We start from the raw sequence: 16,470 nt of genomic DNA, 5'->3' as shown, positions 1-16,470 counted from the left end.
TTTTATACCAGAAACCGGTTTGTTTTTTTAAGAAAGCCTTGCGCCAAAACAGACATTCCGGCAGCACCAACCATGACATTCGAACTTACCGCCAAAGATATTCATTCCAAAGCCCGCGCCGGCGAAATAACCACCGCGCACGGCACCATTCAAACGCCCATTTTTATGCCCGTTGGTACCGCCGGCACGGTTAAGGCCGTGCACCAGCGCGAACTTACTAATGATATACAGGCGCAAATAATATTGGGTAATACCTACCACCTATATTTGCGTCCCGGTTTGGAGGTGCTGGAGCAAGCCGGTGGTCTTCACAAGTTTAACGGCTGGGACCAACCTATTTTAACCGACAGCGGCGGCTACCAGGTTTATTCACTCTCGGGCACCCGCAAAATTGTGGAAGAAGGGGTTAAGTTTAAATCGCACATCGACGGTTCTACCCACTTTTTCTCGCCCGAAGGTGTAATGGATATTCAGCGTACTATTGGGGCTGATATAATGATGGCTTTCGACGAATGCACGCCTTACCCTTGTGAATACAATTATGCCAAAAAGTCACTGGACATGACGCACCGCTGGTTGCAACGCTGCTGCGACCGCTTCGACAGCACCGAAGGCAAGTACGGCTACGACCAGACTTTATTCCCGATTGTGCAGGGCAGCACCTATAAAGATTTGCGCATCCAATCGGCCGAAACCATTGCTTCTTTTAACCGTGAGGGAAATGCAATAGGGGGTTTATCGGTGGGCGAACCGGCCGAGATGATGTACGAGTTTACGGAACTGGTTTGCGATATTTTACCCGCCGACAAACCCCGCTACCTCATGGGGGTGGGAACACCGGCCAATATTCTCGAAAATATTGCCTTGGGCGTAGACATGTTCGATTGCGTACTGCCTACCCGCAACGCCCGGAATGGGATGCTTTTCACCTCGCAAGGCATTATTAATATCCGGAACGAACGCTGGAAAAACGATTTCTCTCCTATAGACGAAACGGTTGGCGGTTATGCCAGCACTTTTTATTCTAAAGCTTATTTGCGGCATTTGGTGCACAGCGGCGAAATGCTGGGTTCCCAAATATCCAGCGTACATAACCTTACTTTTTATTTGTGGCTGGTAAAACAAGCCCGCGAACATATTATTGCCGGCGACTACCTGGCCTGGAAAGACAAAATGGTAAAACAAGTTATGCAGCGGTTGTAAATTTTCGTTATTCGTTGGTCGTTAATCGTTGTTCGGATATGATGATGAATTTGCAAATCTTCTTAAATGTAATTTATCAACCTTACAACGTTATTTACTAATCAAATAAAATTAGCTTAAAAATTTAAAGTACGATATTTTACGAACAACGATTAACGACCAACGAATAACGAAACAAGTTATTTAGACGAATGAAACTCCTCGATAAGTATATACTTAAAAAATTCCTGACCACGTTCGTTTTCGTGGTTTTGATTTTGATTGCTATTATTTGCGTAATCGACTTCACTGAAAAAAACGACGATTTTATTCAGCATAATGTATCGATAAAAGAAATTTTGTTTGATTATTACATCAACCTGATTCCATTTTACGCCAACATGCTCAGCCCCATTACGGTGTTTATTGCCACCGTTTTTGTTACGGCCAAGTTGGCTTCGCATACCGAAGTAGTGGCTATTTTGAGCAGCGGCGTGAGTTTTAAACGGTTTATTGTGCCTTACGTGTGGGGTGCGGCTATTATTGGCGGGGTAACATTTGCTTTAATCGGCTGGATAATTCCGAACGCGAATAAAACCCGGGTGGCCTTCGAGGTAAAATATATTAAAAACCCGTACACCTTCGACCAGCGCAATATTCACTTTAAGCTGTCGCCGACCCAATATGCTTACATGGAAAGCTATAACAACACGGCCAATATTGGCTACCGCTTTACCATGGAAACCATTGAAGACGGCACCTTGAAACGCAAATTAACTTCTGATGCCATTAGCTGGAACGAGGAAAAAAAGAAATGGCACTTAGATCGTTACGTGCTCCGGGTAATAAACGGCGACAAAGAAGAAATAATCGTGCATAACAGCCCCGTAGATACCACCTTAAATTTATTACCCAAAGACTTTGCGAGTACGTACCGCCTGGCCGAAACCTTTACCCTACCCGAATTAAACCGCTACATCTCCGAACGGCAGATGCGGGGCGCCGATGATGTAGAAATATATTTGATTGAGAAATACGAGCGCTTCAGTTACCCGTTTGCCATAATTATTCTCACGGTTATCGGGGTAATTCTGAGTTCGCGCAAGGCGCGGGGTGGCGTTGGTTTCCAGATTGCCTTGGGGTTTGTGCTGGCCTTTATCTTTATTATTTTTGTAATTATGAGCCGCAGCCTGGCCCAGGTGGGCGATGTACCGCCCATGGTAGCATCCTGGATACCTTCTATTATATTTACTTTTATCGGAATCGTCCTCTATAAAACAGTGCCACGGTAAATTTATTCAACCCAATAGCTCAAGCCACAACCACCACCAACCAGTTTATTTTTGTACCAACTTTATTTGTTTTAGCCGGTTAAACTCCGGGTAAGGCTAGTTAATTATTCTTGTTTTGAAAGAATCTGTCAGTTTTAAAAATTACCTGGAACTCCATTTCATTGTTTTTCTATGGGGTTTTACGGCCATTTTGGGTAAATTAATTTCGATACCGGCCGTAGAACTGGTTTTTGTACGAACGTTGCTGGCCGCCTCTGCCTTGGCCCTAATTATTTATTTCCGGAAAATTTCCTTTAACGTTGGGCGGAAAGCGCTCATCCGGATATTAGGCGTTGGCTTTATTATTTCGGCCCATTGGATTTTGTTTTTTGCCTCGGCGCGGGTTTCTTCGGTGGCCATTTGCCTGGCCGGCATGTCTACTATCAGCCTCTGGACCGCCATTCTGGAGCCTATTTTCACGCAAAAGAAAATACAGGCGCACGAAATATTTATGGCCTTGTTGATAATATTAGGGTTATATCTGATTTTTCGGTTCGAGTTTGATCACGTGCTGGGTATTGTGATGGCCGTGGTATCGGCGTTGCTGAGCGCTGTTTTCTCCATTGTAAACGTGCGTCTGGTTAAAACTTACCGGCCGGCCATTATTAGTTGCTACGAAATGGTTGGCGCTTGTCTGGCAACCGCCTTATTCTTTCCGGTTTATGCCCGCTGGTTTACCGATACCGGACAAGTAAATTTAGCGCTTACTTGGTTAGATGTACTCTGGCTCTTGATTTTGGCTATTGTGTGCACCGTATACCCATTTACCGCTTCGGTCCGGCTCATGAAAAAAATATCGGCTTTTACGGTAAACCTGAGTATTAACCTGGAGCCGGTTTACGGCATTTTGTTCGCATACTTTATTTTTAAAGATTCCGAGAAAATGTCGGGTGGCTTTTACCTGGGCGCCGTTATTATTTTATTCAGTGTTTTTTCGCATTCTTTAATTGAGCGTTACCTGAACCGGCGGTATAAGCTTAAAGGAGCCCCCGCCACACCCGATACGCAGCCGGGAACGTTAGTTCCATAGCCTGTTCTTTCAGAAAAATACCAAAAACTGCCGAGCCGGAACCAGTCATGGCCGCATACAAGGCTCCGGCCTGGTACAGTTGTGCTTTAATTTCACCGATTATGGGGTAACGCGGAAACAAAGCAGCTTCAAAATCATTTTTTACAGTTTCTTTCCAGGTACTAATATCTCCTTGCAAAGCCGTGAGCAAGGGTTGCGCTGGCGCTTGTGGCACTACCTGGCTATAAGCTTCGGCGGTGGTAATATGTAAATCGGGGTAAACCACGGTGCAGCCGTAACCCGTTAAATCCAGATTAATGTCCTGGAAAACGTCACCTTTTTCAACAGCAAATACCGGTTTGTTTCGGATAAAAAATGCACAATCGCTGCCGAGCCGGCGAGCGTAATCCTCTAGCTGTTCCGTACTGATATTCAGTTTAAATAAATCGTTTAACAGTTTTAAGGCAAACGCCGCATCGGCCGAACCGCCTCCCATGCCGGCACCAATAGGAATATTTTTGTGCAGGTGCATAAACACCGGCGGCAAATCATAATCAGCTTTTAGCAATTCGTAAGCCTTCAGGCACAAATTGGTTTCGGAAGCACCGGGTACCGGAATGCCGGATAAAGAGAACTGCATGGCTTCGGCTGGCAATATTTCCAGGGCATCGCACCAATGCACCGGGTAAAAGCACGACTCCAGATTTCGGAAACCATCGGGCCGCATAGAAACCACGTTTAAGCCAATATTTATTTTTGCATTCGGGAATAAAATCATGGCTGCGAAGTTATAGAACCGGGTGCAGACAAAAAACCATACGCTCCTGTTTTGTTTGGCGAGTTTTATTGTAAATCATTAGATCAATTAGGCACAAAAATTATCTATTAGGTAACAGGAAGACTGAAAACCAGCGTATTATTTCGAAAAACAAAAACTTAAGTTTAATTTTGAGATTGTTCTGAAAGATCAAGTATGTATCAGCAATATTTTAAAAGAGCTTTAGACTTAGGCTTTGTAATCCTAAGTTTGCCGGTAACCTTACCGGCAGTGCTCCTGACTGCTTTATTGCTGCTGATTATTCAGAAAGGAAACGTATTTTTTAAACAAGTCCGTCCCGGCCAGCACGGCAAATTTTTTACCATTTATAAATTTAAAACCATGCGCGATGCTTGTGCGCCCGATGGCACGTTGCTGCCGGATGCCGAGCGTTTAACCCAAATTGGCCAACTGGTGCGCCGTTATTCCTTAGACGAATTACCCCAACTCTGGAACGTACTGAAAGGCGATTTAAGCCTGGTTGGTCCGCGGCCATTACTGCCCGAATACTTGCCTTTGTACTCGCCGGAACAGGCCAAAAGGCACCAGGTAAAGCCGGGTATTACGGGTTGGGCACAAATAAATGGCCGTAATGCCATAACCTGGGAGCAGAAATTTAATTATGATGTTTGGTACGCAGAAAACCAAAGTTTCTTTTTGGACCTGAAAATATTAGCCCGCACCTTTGTTAAGTTATGGAAGCCGACCGATATTCAGGCTCCGGGCAGTGCCACTGCCGAACGTTTTACCGGAACTTTACCTCATGCCTCATAAAGGAACCCACTCTTACCTGAAAAATATTGCCATTTTCGGCGCCAGCGGCCTCGGCCGGGAAGTACTCATGCTCATCCACCAGATAAACCACTATATTCCTACCTGGAATATGATTGGTTTTTACGATGATAATTCTGATACGCCCAAAACCATTAATAAATACCCGTACCTGGGAGACCTAAAAGATTTACAGGCAGTAAAGGAACCTCTTTATGTAGCCATTGCCATTGGCAACCCCGGCCTTAAAGCCCAAATTGCGGAGAAAATTACGAATGAAAATATTCAGTTCGCGACCTTAATTCACCCGGCGGTACCCAACGAAGCTTACCAGTTTAATCAAATTGGTGAGGGCTCTATTATTACGCAGGGTTGTATTTTAACCACCAATGTTGTTTTAGGCCGACATGTGTTGCTAAACCTGGGCTGTACGTTGGGCCACGATGTGGTACTGGGCGATTGCTGTTCGCTCATGCCCCACGTAAATATTGCCGGTAATTCCGCTTTGGGCAAGGGCGTATATGTGGGCACCAACGCTACTGTTATTCAGTTTCTGAAAGTTGGCGATAAAGCAATAATTGGAGCAGGAGCCGTGGTGCACCGCGATTTACCGGCGGCTGTTACAGCGGTGGGCGTACCGGCCAAAGTTATTAAACGGCACCATGGCTGATTCGTCGCGGATATTTTTGTCGCCGCCGCACATGAGCGGTGCGGAGCAAGCTTATATTCGAAAAGCTTTCGACGAAAATTATATTACCACAGCCGGACAAAATATTCAGGATTTCGAAAAAGAACTTTGTCAGAAATTTAGTGCTAACTATGCAGTTGCGCTTAATTCCGGCACGGCCGCCATTCACTTGGCTTTGCGGGTTTTAGGAGTTGGTACCGGCGATGAAGTGCTTTGTTCTACTTTTACGTTTGTAGCTACTGCTAATCCCATCCTATACCAGGGCGCCACGCCTGTATTTATCGACAGCGAACCTGACACCTGGAATATGTGCCCGGAAGCTTTAGAAAAAGCTATTCAGGAACGACTGCAATTAGGCAAAAAGCCCAAAGCTATTTTACTGGTGCATTTATATGGGATGCCGGCTAAGTTAGACGAGGTAATGAATGTTGCCAACCGCTATGACATTCCCGTTATAGAAGATGCGGCCGAAGGGCTTGGTTCGACTTACCAGGATAAAGCTTTGGGCACTTTCGGGGCGATAGGTATTTATTCTTTTAACGGCAATAAAATTATTACTACTTCTGGCGGCGGTGCCTTAGTTACTGATAATGCCAGTCTGGCACAGAAAGCCTTATTCCTGGGTTCGCAAGCCAAAGATCCGGCCCCGCATTACCAGCATTCCGAAGTAGGATATAATTACCGGATGAGCAATATTTCGGCAGGGATTGGTTTAGGCCAGTTGGGTGTGCTGGAAGAGCGGGTGCAGCAACGACGAAAGATTCACGAATTTTACCAACAGGCGCTTTCGCCCATAACAACTATCCATTTTTTACCAGAATTGCCGGGAGGTTTTTCTAATCGTTGGCTGTCGTGTATTACTTTAGATCCTGACCAAACCATAACTTCCGAAAAACTCCGGCAAGCCCTGGAGAGAGAAAATATTGAAGCCCGCCCGCTTTGGAAGCCCCTGCACCAGCAGCCGCTATTTGCCGGTAACCCTTTTTATGGTGGCTCAGTGGCCGAAAATTTATTTAACCTGGGCTTATGCCTGCCTTCCGGCTCCGCCTTATCCCCAGAGCAACTCGAAAAGATTACGGCCGTTATCTTAAAACAATTTAGATCCGCATGAACGACTTTTCTGCCATCCAACATATTATCCAAACCCGCCGGACTACCAAACCGCACCTGATGAACGGGCAGCAAATTCCGGAGGAACAAGTAACCGAACTGCTGCAACTAGCTAACTGGGCACCCACCCACGGGCTAACCGAGCCGTGGCATTTTGTGGTTTATGCCGGCGAAAAAGTAAAAGAGTTTTGCCAGCAGCACGCCAATTTATACCAGCAGCATATACCGGCAGAAAAGTTTATGCCCGAAAAATACGATAAACTGTTGCACATGGGCGATTTGGCCTCGCATGTAATAATTGCCATTATGCAGCGCGGACAATTACCGGCTATTCCGGTACTGGAAGAAATTGCGGCCGCCGCCTGTGCTGTTCAGAATTTATTATTGGGTGCTACCGCACTGGGTATTTCTTCTTACTGGGGTTCCGGCGGCATGGCCTACCACCCAGCTATGAAAACCTTCCTGCAACTACAAGCAGAAGATCTTGTTCTGGGAATTATTTACCTGGGCTATTCCGATAAAGTATTAACCGGCCGCCGCAATTCCCCTATACATGCCAAAATCACTTATATAAAGTAAACATTTTAGCTAGGTAAATTACTGACAAATGAAGTTCTGTTGAGAAAAGATAGCCAATGTACATGAAATCCACAGTTGTCAAACAGGAGTAACCTATTTAGTAAGCTGCTAAAAAGCTTCCTCCTGAATGACAGATATGAGTTAGGGCGTAAGTAAAAGCATTTAGCTCAAAATCAAGATAAAGTATTTAACGGTCTGCTTAAATTACTTTTAAAGCTTCTTTCAGTTCGGCTAATATTTCTTCTGGTTCCTCTACGCCTACTGATAACCGGATGACGCCCATGGTAATACCCAATGCATCGCGTTTGACAGAATTTAAAGAGCGATGTGAGGTACGAACCGGGTGCGAAATAGAAGTACTTACGCCCGCTAAAGACGGCGCGAACGGTATAGAAGGCAGGCTTTGCATAAATTTATTTACCACTGCTTCGTCGTCGGCAATAGCAAACGACAGCATACCGCCAAACAAGTCCTGGCCTTGTATTTTAGCTAATTCGTAGTCCGGATGCGCTGCCAGACCCGGGTAATAAACGCGGTTTACCTTGGGGTGCGCGGATAAATATTGGGCAATCGTTAAGGCATTGCTGCTGTGTTGTTTTATCCGGAGCCGCAGGGTTTTCAGCCCCCTAACGGCAAGCCAGCTTTCAAACGGACTGAGGTTTAAGCCATAATGCATCATAATTTGCCGGATGCGCTTTACCTGTTCTTCGCCTTTGGTAACCACAATGCCCGCCGTTACATCGCTGTGTCCGGCTAAATATTTAGTTACGCTGTGAATGACCGCATCGGCCCCCAAGGCTAAAGGTTGGGTAATAATGGGCGAGGCAAACGTATTATCAATTACCAGTTTGATGTTCTCTTGATGGCAGGCGGCGGCTACTTGCGCTATATCCAACACCCGCAGCAAAGGATTACTCATGGTTTCGGCAAGCAGCAGTTTGGTATTAGGTTTTGTAAAGCTGCTTAGGTTGTATAAACTTTCAACTGGCACATAAGTTACCGTTATACCCATTCGGTTGAGTTCCTGGTTCAGCAGCACCGACGAACCCCCATAAATTTCTTCGGCGCACAACACGTGGTCGCCGGCCTGGCAAAAAAGCAAAATAGCCGCAAAAATGGCCGACATACCCGAAGAAGTAACGACGGCACCATCGCCCTGCTCCAGCTTATTTACTTCCTCGGCCAGTTCGTTGGCGTTGGGATTACTGTACCGCGCGTACATATACCGTTGCGAAGGTTGCTCAAAATATGCTTCCAGTTCGGTGAGGTCATCGAAAGTAAAAACCGAAGTTTGGTAAATGGGGGTTACTTTGGGTTTAATGGGCGGGTTGTGCTGGGCCATCTGAATCTTTTAAGAAGTAAGTTGCGCAAAGGTAGAGAATGCCTTACTTAAATGAAAAGTTAAAAATTTTCTATGCTTTACTGTGTTAAATTAATCCCAAAAAATTTTATAAAATAAAAGCCTTTCCCTGGATAGAGAAAGGCTTTTTACTTTTTATATCAGGAGAGATTATTCGGTAACAGCTTCCGCCAAAAGAATAATTCTATTTTTTAGAACTTCAACCACCCCGCCATTTACATTAAAATATTGATTACCCGTGGCCGTGGTAACCCGGACTTGACCGTTCTCCAAGGTACTGATTAAAGGCGCATGGTTATTCAGCACTTCAAAAGAACCTTGCGTACCCGGAAACTGAGCCGAGCTTACTTCGCCTTCAAATACACTTTTATCCGGGGTAATTATTTCTAAGTACATTATTTCGTTGTTCGTTATTAGTTATTCGTTATTCGAATCGCATTAAAACTAATAACGATTAACGAACAACGAATAACGAAAAATTATTTTGTTTCAGCCATTAACTTTTCGCCTTTGGCAATCGCATCTTCGATGGTACCAACCAGGTTAAAAGCTACTTCGGGTAAATGGTCTAACTCACCATCAATAATCATATTAAAGCCCCGGATGGTGTCTTTAATATCAACCAATACACCTTTTAAGCCGGTAAACTGCTCGGCCACGTGGAAAGGCTGCGATAAGAAACGCTGTACCCGACGTGCCCGTGTTACCACCAAACGGTCTTCTTCGGATAATTCGTCCATACCCAAAATGGCGATAATATCCTGTAATTCTTTGTAACGCTGCAGGGTTTCTTTTACGCGCTGAGCCGTGTTGTAATGCTCATCGCCGAGAACCTGGGCATTCAGAATACGGGAAGTTGAATCCAATGGGTCCACCGCTGGGTAAATACCTAACTCAGCAATTTTACGGCTCAATACGGTAGTGGCATCCAAGTGGGCAAAAGTTGTTGCCGGAGCCGGGTCAGTTAAGTCATCCGCCGGTACGTAAACGGCTTGTACCGAAGTAATAGAACCGCGCTTGGTAGAAGTAATCCGCTCTTGCATGGCACCCATTTCGGTAGCCAGCGTTGGCTGGTAACCTACCGCCGATGGCATACGACCTAAAAGGGCCGATACTTCAGAACCTGCCTGGGTGAAACGGAAAATATTATCGATAAAGAAAAGGATATCACGACCAGCACCGGTACCATCGCCGTCGCGGAAGCTTTCGGCTACGGTTAAACCGGATAATGCCACGCGGGCACGGGCCCCTGGCGGCTCGTTCATCTGACCGAACACTAAGGTTGCTTTAGAATCTTTCAAGGCATCGGCATCTACTTTAGATAAATCCCAACCACCTTCTTCCATTGAATGCTTAAATTCTTCGCCGTATTTAATTACGTCCGATTCCAAGAACTCGCGCAGTAAGTCGTTTCCTTCGCGGGTACGCTCACCCACACCGGCAAATACCGAAAGACCACCGTAAGCTTTGGCAATATTATTTACCAGCTCCATGATTAATACGGTTTTACCTACCCCGGCACCACCGAACAAACCAATTTTACCACCTTTTACATAAGGCTCCAGCAAGTCGATAACTTTAATACCGGTATATAATACTTCCGAAGAAGTAGCTAAATCTTCAAAACGGGGAGCATGACGGTGAATAGATAAACCGCCGGTGCTTTTTGGCTGGGCAATACCGTCGATGGCTTCGCCTACCACGTTAAATAAACGGCCACGCACGTCATCGCCGGTTGGCATTTTAATTGGTCCTTCCAGGTCCGTTACCTCGGCGCCACGGGTAAGACCATCCGTAGAGTCCATCGCAATGGTACGTACCCGGTCTTCGCCCAGGTGTTGCTGGCATTCCAGGATGATTTTCTGGCCATTGCCTTTGGTTACTTCCAGGGCATCCAGAATGTTTGGTAATTTAGAGTTTTCACCCGAGAAGCTAACATCCACCACGGGACCAATAACCTGGGTAATTCTGCCAATATTTGCCATATTTTTGATTAAAGTATTCTAATCCTATTCTTTTCAGGGCGCAAAATTAATTTATAATTCGCGTAATTCAAATTGGTTGGTTAAAAGTTTTTAGTAAAAAAAAGAAAGCTGAAAATATCTCTTATTATAAGAACCTGCAAACAGGTAATATTTGAAAACGAAAGTGTTGTGGATTAATATCAAAGATACCACATTTTAATTTATAACCGGCAGTTTTCATTATCGCAGACCAGAAAGTAAAAAATAACCAGCCCTCAGTAAAATTAATACTTAGCTATAAGTATTATTTGTATTAAAATTGAGCGTGTGCCGATTAATAAATACCAGAATACCATTAAACTTAAAGCAGAAAAATATTACCACGCGCAGGCATGTTAACCTTCCGGAACTTTAACAAATATTACGGCAATCACCTGGTACTTTCTATTCCGGAACTCCAAATACCGGCGGGGAACCATTGGATTAAAGGACAAAACGGATCGGGTAAAACTACTTTGTTCCGGGTGCTGGGTGGCTTAATTCCGTACCAGGGCAATATTTTGCTGAACCAAAGCATAAACCTGCAGGCACAGCCCCTGCTGCACCGCCGCCATATTAATTTAGGAGAAGCCGCGCCACTTTATCCGGGTTTCTTAACCGGTACCGAATTAATAAATTTATTTGCGCAAGCCCGAAAGGCGCCGGCCGACCAAGCAACTACCTTAATTAAATATTTTAACACAAATTATTTGCACCAACCTGTTCGTACTTACTCCTCGGGTATGCTCAAAAAGCTGTCGCTTATCCTGGCTTTTATTGGTCGGCCTAGTTTAATATTACTCGACGAACCACTGGCTACGCTGGATACGGCTACGGTAGAACTGGTTTATAATTTAATTCAGGAGTATAATAGTAAGCACCAAACCAGTTTTCTGGTAACCTCGCACCAGGATGCGCAGATGTCTCAACTAACCCTAACGGCTACCTGGCTGGTGCAAAACCAAACCTTAACCCAGCTTTCGGTCTCCTGATGATTGCGCTACTCAGAATATTAAATAAAGTGGTGGTGCAGCAATTTTACCAGCTTAATGCCGGCTTTTTTCTGGTTGTGTTTTTCCTATCTTTTGGAATTCAGCAGTCGCCAACCATGCTGGTAAGTCCGTATTTTCTGACTGGGGCGGTAACTTCGCCGGTTTTTATATTTTCGGTATTAGGAGTTTTTCTGTTATATTACCTCAAGTGCTTTAATTTTTTGTTAAAAACTATTCGGGCTCCCGAAAACGAATATTTATTCATCACTAGTTTATTTCCCCGCCGGATTTTGTGGCTTGGGTTGGCTTTAACCCATTTACAGCTTTTTTTACCGGCGTTGGTTTATACAATATTAATAAGTTATTACGGTCTGCAAACTGCCTACTATTGGGTAATAGGGGTAGTTACCTCATACAATCTGCTATTAATATTATATACCTTATTTTATTTCGGTCGGCAAATTACCCAAACTATTCCGGAGGCGGCAGACAATATTATATTGCGCAGCGGTGAAAAAAGAATATTAGCGCACCCGGTTTTATGGCCGTTGCGGTATTTGGTCCGGCAGGAAAAAGTGATGCTGGGCTTAACCAAAATATTATCCTTGGGCGTACTCTATGCCTTTATGACGCTCTACCCCTACCCCAAATACGATTTACGTCCCACTTTCATTGGATTTCTGACGGCCGTAGTAACTCAGGCTATGCTGGTGCAACAGGTACAGCAATTTCAGGAAACAGCTTTAGTTTTTTGGCGGCAGTTGCCCTTTCCGCGCTGGCACCGGTTTACTTACCAAATTATACTTTTTAGCCTTTTACTCGTGCCCGAAATAATAATGGTTTTACGGCTCAACTTTAATCCGGCGACCATAAGCTCTTTAATATTCCTGGTAACCTTTGGCATAAGCGTTATTTCCCTTATATATACCTTGTTATATTTAAAGCTAAACCAGGAGGCTTATTTAAAGTGGGTATTCTTTATTTATATAGGCTTGCTCTTGTTTTTACTGTTGCACCCACCGCTTTACCTGCTAACCATCTTGCTGTTTCTGTTGGCTTATTCTCTCTACTACCGCTATTACTATGTCTATTAGAAATAATATTAATGAAAAGTCAATATTCAACTATTTTAAAACGCTACAAAGTACGTATCTAGTTACAGCAGGCCCGGCGGGTTTAGGATACCCGCTAGGCCTGCTGTAACTAGATATCCATTTGGCAAAAAATTAATTTAAACAGAAGTAAGTTTTGCCAAACTGCAACCAAAGAGAGGGAATGTATTAATACCAGCTTTTAGCCAGTAACTATTTGTTTCTCACAGCCAAAAATACCCGCTGCACCACATTGCGAAGTGAAGCCTCACTTTTGGATTCTACGCTTTTCAGAATAGCTACATATTGATTTGCGCCTACTCTAAATTCGACAGTATCGCCGCTGGTTCCGCCACGATATAAATTGCAATCACCCAAACAAAGATGTATGGTGTCGCTGTAGGATTTACCCTGTGATACGTTCAAAGTAACAGTAGCAAAACCGGACATTATACATGTAGCGTTAGCTGGACAACTTCCGTCCTTAGCTTCTATCATCTGCACCAAAAGGGGATTTTCATTAGCTACTTGCACCTCAGTGGCCCCTCCCGTTAACTGAATGGTTTGGTTTAGCTTTAGCGTAAACTCCTCGTTTATTTTACCGGCTATCTGAGAAGGAGTTGTTTCTCCATCTGCACAGTTGGTAAGTAGTGCTATTAATAGCAAGGTGTAAAAGTATAATCTCATAAAGCTTATTGTTAAAGATGGATATTTGTAAGTAAGTAAATATTAAAGATAAATCCTAAGTCAAAAGAATAACCGTTAAACCTTACGGATTAGAAACATCTTTTACCTTCATGACTCTCCAAACGACTAAAACGTTGCAAGCCAATAATATTATTTAACCGCATTATATAAGTTGCATTAGAGTACCACAGCTACTGCTTAGAATATGTCATCAGGCGTAAGTAATTCTAATATAAAGTATAGCTTAATACTTATATTAGATTGATAATTCTGTACATTTTCCTATTTGAAGATAATTTAAAATATTTATGAAGGCTGATAAACGAGAATTACATAATTTTGCGCTTCATTAAAACTGCTACCGGCGTGGAACAACAGCTAACAACCGTAGAAACTGCTAAGAAATTAGGACTTCTTCCCGAAGAATTCGAAAAAATAAAAAATATATTAGGCCGTACGCCCAACTTTACCGAGCTGAGTATTTTCTCGGTAATGTGGTCGGAACACTGCTCCTACAAGAACTCTATTGTCTGGCTGAAAACCTTGCCTAAGAAATCGGCGCGAATGTTGGCCGAAGCCGGCGAAGAAAATGCCGGTCTGGTAGATATTGGCGACGGCTTGGCCTGCAGCTTCAAAATCGAATCCCATAATCACCCGTCGGCCATTGAACCGTACCAGGGTGCCGCCACCGGCGTGGGTGGTATAAACCGCGATATTTTTACGATGGGTGCCCGCCCGATTGCCCAGTTAAACTCACTACGTTTCGGAAATATACAAAACGATAAAACCAAGCGCTTGTTAAAAGGCGTGGTAAAAGGCATCGGCGATTACGGCAATGCTTTTGGTATTCCCACGGTGGGTGGCGAATTATATTTTGATGATTGCTACAACGTAAACCCATTGGTAAATGCTTTCTCAGCGGGTATTGTAGAAGTTGGTAAAACCGCTTCTGCTATTGCTGAAGGCGTCGGCAATCCGGTATTTATTGTGGGTTCCGCTACGGGTAAGGACGGTATTCACGGGGCTACTTTTGCTTCCGAAGATATTACCGAAGCTTCCGCCGAAAAATTACCTTCGGTGCAGGTGGGCGACCCGTTCCAGGAAAAATTATTACTCGAAGCTACCTTAGAGGTATTGGAGTCGGGTTGTGTGGTTGGTATGCAGGATATGGGCGCGGCCGGCATTACCTGTTCTACTTCCGAAATGAGCGCCAAAGGCGAAAGCGGCATGGAAGTATGGCTCGATAAAGTACCTACCCGCCAGAAAGACATGGTGCCTTTTGAAATATTACTATCGGAAAGCCAGGAACGCATGCTGATTGTGGTGCACAAAGGCCAGGAAGATAAAATAAAAGCCATTTGCGATAAATGGGATTTGTACTGCGCCCAGATTGGCGAAGTAACCGATACCAAACGTTTAAAATATTATATGCACGGCGAGTTGGTAGCCGATGTGCCCGCCGAAGATTTAGTGCTAGGCGGCGGCGCCCCGGTTTACCACCGCGAATACCGCGAACCCGCTTATTTTGCCGAAGCCCAGAAATTCAGCATCGACCAGGTAGCCGAACCAACCGGTTTAGACGAGTACCGGAAAATAGCCGAATTCTTAGCCAGCCACCCGAATATTTGCTCCCGCCGCTGGGTAAACCACCAGTACGACTCAATGGTAGGTACCGCTACCATGACGACCAACCGGCCGAGCGATGCCGCCATTGTAAAAGTTAAAGGCTCCGACAAAGCCATTTCGATAACCGTAGATTGCAACAGCCGCTACGTAAACGCCAACCCTGAAGAAGGTTGCGCTATTGCGGTGGCCGAAGCGGCCCGGAATATTGTGTGCTCCGGTGGCGAACCGGTTGCCATTACCAACTGCCTTAATTTTGGTAACCCCTACGTACCGGAAGTTTACTGGCAATTTGTAGGCGCCATCAAAGGTATGAAAAAAGCCTGCGAAAAATTCGAAACGCCGGTTACCGGCGGGAACGTGAGTTTCTACAACCAGTCATCCGACGAAGGTCCGGTGTTCCCGACGCCTACCATTGGGATGTTGGGAATCCTGGAAAACAAAGAACTGGCTACTACCCTAGCGTTCCAGAATGCCGGTGATTTAATATATTTAGTGGGTTCGGCTCAGAACGACATTAATTCTTCGGAATATTTATACTCTTACCACGGCGTAAAATTATCGCCTTCGCCGGCTTTTAATTTAGAAACCGAGTACCAGGTACAGGAGGCTACGAAACAGCTCATCCGGGAAAAACTGGTACAATCGGTGCACGATATTTCGGACGGCGGCTTGTACATTGCCCTGCTGGAATCGGCTATGCCAAAGAATTTAGGCTTCGATATTAAAACAGATTCGGCTTTCCGGAAAGACGCATATTTATTTGGTGAGAGCCAGAGCCGCATTGTTATTTCGGTAGCACCGGCGCAACAAGAAGCCTTTGAATCTGCCTTAAAAGGCCGGAATACCGCTTTTACCTTATTAGGTACGGTTACAACCGGCGAATGCCGCATCGACAATGAAGCCTTCCAAAATACCGCAGAAATTAAGAAGCTGTACGACACCGCTTTAGAAAAACTAATGAATTAATTTTCAAAAAAATTAATTTTAGATTTTGAAAAAGAAAAGTTCGCCGTATATTTGTGCCACCAAACGATAAGCGAATGGGAAATTGTCCGATGGTGTAACTGGCAACACGTCTGATTTTGGTTCAGAAGAGTCCAGGTTCGAAACCTGGTCGGACAACAAAAAGATTAACAATGTGCGATTTCCAAACGGGTAAAACCAGGATGTAGCGCATTGTTAATTTTGTTAATAGGCCTTTTGAAAGCCCTAAGAGCGATTAAT

At 44.6% G+C, this 16,470-nt stretch carries 15 protein-coding genes and 1 tRNA gene; 11 read left to right on the top strand and 5 right to left on the bottom strand.

The features are described 5' to 3' along the window. The first annotated feature begins 72 nt into the window (after window positions 1-72). The 3 genes from tgt (at window position 73) to AAE02nite_RS22720 (ending at window position 3,543) form a co-directional block, all read left to right on the top strand. Window positions 73-1,203 (top strand): tRNA guanosine(34) transglycosylase Tgt, encoded by a 1,131-nt coding sequence (gene tgt, locus AAE02nite_RS22730; protein WP_146903752.1) that lies wholly within the window; start codon window positions 73-75, stop codon window positions 1,201-1,203. Between the two features lie 191 nt (window positions 1,204-1,394). Further along, window positions 1,395-2,474: an LptF/LptG family permease gene (locus AAE02nite_RS22725; protein ID WP_146903747.1), complete on the top strand. Its 1,080-nt coding sequence runs from the start codon at window positions 1,395-1,397 to the stop codon at window positions 2,472-2,474. 115 nt (window positions 2,475-2,589) lie between these two features. After that, window positions 2,590-3,543, top strand: coding sequence for a DMT family transporter (locus tag AAE02nite_RS22720; protein WP_146903744.1), 954 nt, complete (start codon window positions 2,590-2,592; stop codon window positions 3,541-3,543). Here the strand turns inward: AAE02nite_RS22720 and ispE are convergent. After that, window positions 3,491-4,300: a 4-(cytidine 5'-diphospho)-2-C-methyl-D-erythritol kinase gene (gene ispE / locus AAE02nite_RS22715; RefSeq protein ID WP_146903741.1), complete on the bottom strand. Its 810-nt coding sequence runs from the start codon at window positions 4,298-4,300 to the stop codon at window positions 3,491-3,493. The genes AAE02nite_RS22720 and ispE overlap by 53 nt on opposite strands. Before the next feature lie 195 nt (window positions 4,301-4,495). Here ispE and AAE02nite_RS22710 point away from each other — a divergent pair, with 195 nt between their 5' ends. Genes AAE02nite_RS22710 through AAE02nite_RS22695 form a run of 4 tightly spaced genes read left to right on the top strand, consistent with a single transcriptional unit; the run spans window position 4,496 to window position 7,487 of the window. Then, on the top strand, window positions 4,496-5,113 hold the full coding sequence (locus AAE02nite_RS22710; protein WP_146903738.1) for a sugar transferase: 618 nt from the start codon (window positions 4,496-4,498) through the stop codon (window positions 5,111-5,113). Beyond that, window positions 5,103-5,780, top strand: a complete 678-nt coding sequence (locus AAE02nite_RS22705) for an acetyltransferase (protein ID WP_146903735.1) — start codon at window positions 5,103-5,105, stop codon at window positions 5,778-5,780. The genes AAE02nite_RS22710 and AAE02nite_RS22705 overlap by 11 nt, the downstream gene beginning before the upstream one ends. Next, window positions 5,773-6,909, top strand: a complete 1,137-nt coding sequence (locus AAE02nite_RS22700; RefSeq protein ID WP_146903732.1) for a DegT/DnrJ/EryC1/StrS family aminotransferase — start codon at window positions 5,773-5,775, stop codon at window positions 6,907-6,909. The genes AAE02nite_RS22705 and AAE02nite_RS22700 overlap by 8 nt, the downstream gene beginning before the upstream one ends. After that, window positions 6,906-7,487, top strand: coding sequence for a nitroreductase family protein (locus tag AAE02nite_RS22695; protein ID WP_146903729.1), 582 nt, complete (start codon window positions 6,906-6,908; stop codon window positions 7,485-7,487). Before AAE02nite_RS22700 ends, AAE02nite_RS22695 begins: the two co-directional genes overlap by 4 nt. A 199-nt stretch (window positions 7,488-7,686) precedes the next feature. Here AAE02nite_RS22695 and AAE02nite_RS22690 read toward each other — a convergent pair whose 3' ends face one another. The 3 genes from AAE02nite_RS22690 to atpD form a co-directional block, all read right to left on the bottom strand. Then, window positions 7,687-8,829 (bottom strand): trans-sulfuration enzyme family protein, encoded by a 1,143-nt coding sequence (locus tag AAE02nite_RS22690; RefSeq protein WP_146903726.1) that lies wholly within the window; start codon window positions 8,827-8,829, stop codon window positions 7,687-7,689. 168 nt (window positions 8,830-8,997) lie between these two features. Then, on the bottom strand, window positions 8,998-9,243 hold the full coding sequence (atpC, locus tag AAE02nite_RS22685; protein ID WP_146903722.1) for an ATP synthase F1 subunit epsilon: 246 nt from the start codon (window positions 9,241-9,243) through the stop codon (window positions 8,998-9,000). Window positions 9,244-9,326: 83 nt separating this feature from the next. After that, window positions 9,327-10,832 carry a F0F1 ATP synthase subunit beta gene (gene atpD / locus AAE02nite_RS22680; protein ID WP_146903719.1) on the bottom strand — a complete coding sequence of 502 codons (1,506 nt, stop codon included), beginning with the start codon at window positions 10,830-10,832 and terminating at the stop codon, window positions 9,327-9,329. A 371-nt stretch (window positions 10,833-11,203) separates the two neighbouring features. Between atpD and AAE02nite_RS22675 the strand changes: the two genes are divergently transcribed. Together AAE02nite_RS22675 and AAE02nite_RS22670 are read left to right on the top strand one after the other, a co-directional pair. Then, window positions 11,204-11,842: an ABC transporter ATP-binding protein gene (locus AAE02nite_RS22675; protein ID WP_146903716.1), complete on the top strand. Its 639-nt coding sequence runs from the start codon at window positions 11,204-11,206 to the stop codon at window positions 11,840-11,842. Further along, a complete protein-coding gene (locus AAE02nite_RS22670) occupies window positions 11,842-12,936 on the top strand; it encodes a hypothetical protein (protein ID WP_146903713.1) in 1,095 nt (364 codons plus the stop codon). The genes AAE02nite_RS22675 and AAE02nite_RS22670 overlap by 1 nt, the downstream gene beginning before the upstream one ends. A 210-nt stretch (window positions 12,937-13,146) precedes the next feature. On the opposite strand, the gene AAE02nite_RS22665 is transcribed toward AAE02nite_RS22670, so the two are convergent. Further along, window positions 13,147-13,620 (bottom strand): hypothetical protein, encoded by a 474-nt coding sequence (locus AAE02nite_RS22665; protein ID WP_146903710.1) that lies wholly within the window; start codon window positions 13,618-13,620, stop codon window positions 13,147-13,149. Window positions 13,621-13,959: 339 nt separating this feature from the next. On the opposite strand from AAE02nite_RS22665, the gene purL reads away from it, so the two are divergent. Both purL and AAE02nite_RS22655 read left to right on the top strand, forming a co-directional pair. Then, on the top strand, window positions 13,960-16,212 hold the full coding sequence (purL, locus tag AAE02nite_RS22660) for a phosphoribosylformylglycinamidine synthase subunit PurL (RefSeq protein WP_371863495.1): 2,253 nt from the start codon (window positions 13,960-13,962) through the stop codon (window positions 16,210-16,212). Between the two features lie 83 nt (window positions 16,213-16,295). Next, window positions 16,296-16,368, top strand: a tRNA-Gln gene (locus AAE02nite_RS22655). Window positions 16,369-16,470 lie beyond the last annotated feature (102 nt).

It is taken from the genome of Adhaeribacter aerolatus (genome assembly GCF_007991635.1).
GTDB lineage: Bacteria > Bacteroidota > Bacteroidia > Cytophagales > Hymenobacteraceae > Adhaeribacter > Adhaeribacter aerolatus.
This window is presented reverse-complemented; position numbering and strand designations above follow the sequence as displayed.

Bases quoted from the DNA above. Each gene is read 5' to 3' on its own strand.
- tgt (WP_146903752.1), top strand. From the start codon at position 73: ATGACATTCGAACTTACCGCCAAAGATATTCATTCCAAAGCCCGCGCC.
- AAE02nite_RS22725 (WP_146903747.1), top strand. From the start codon at position 1,395: ATGAAACTCCTCGATAAGTATATACTTAAAAAATTCCTGACCACGTTC.
- ispE (WP_146903741.1), bottom strand. From the start codon at position 4,300: ATGATTTTATTCCCGAATGCAAAAATAAATATTGGCTTAAACGTGGTT.
- AAE02nite_RS22710 (WP_146903738.1), top strand. From the start codon at position 4,496: ATGTATCAGCAATATTTTAAAAGAGCTTTAGACTTAGGCTTTGTAATC.
- AAE02nite_RS22705 (WP_146903735.1), top strand. From the start codon at position 5,103: ATGCCTCATAAAGGAACCCACTCTTACCTGAAAAATATTGCCATTTTC.
- AAE02nite_RS22700 (WP_146903732.1), top strand. From the start codon at position 5,773: ATGGCTGATTCGTCGCGGATATTTTTGTCGCCGCCGCACATGAGCGGT.
- AAE02nite_RS22695 (WP_146903729.1), top strand. From the start codon at position 6,906: ATGAACGACTTTTCTGCCATCCAACATATTATCCAAACCCGCCGGACT.
- AAE02nite_RS22690 (WP_146903726.1), bottom strand. From the start codon at position 8,829: ATGGCCCAGCACAACCCGCCCATTAAACCCAAAGTAACCCCCATTTAC.
- atpC (WP_146903722.1), bottom strand. From the start codon at position 9,243: ATGTACTTAGAAATAATTACCCCGGATAAAAGTGTATTTGAAGGCGAA.
- atpD (WP_146903719.1), bottom strand. From the start codon at position 10,832: ATGGCAAATATTGGCAGAATTACCCAGGTTATTGGTCCCGTGGTGGAT.
- AAE02nite_RS22675 (WP_146903716.1), top strand. From the start codon at position 11,204: ATGTTAACCTTCCGGAACTTTAACAAATATTACGGCAATCACCTGGTA.
- AAE02nite_RS22670 (WP_146903713.1), top strand. From the start codon at position 11,842: ATGATTGCGCTACTCAGAATATTAAATAAAGTGGTGGTGCAGCAATTT.
- AAE02nite_RS22665 (WP_146903710.1), bottom strand. From the start codon at position 13,620: ATGAGATTATACTTTTACACCTTGCTATTAATAGCACTACTTACCAAC.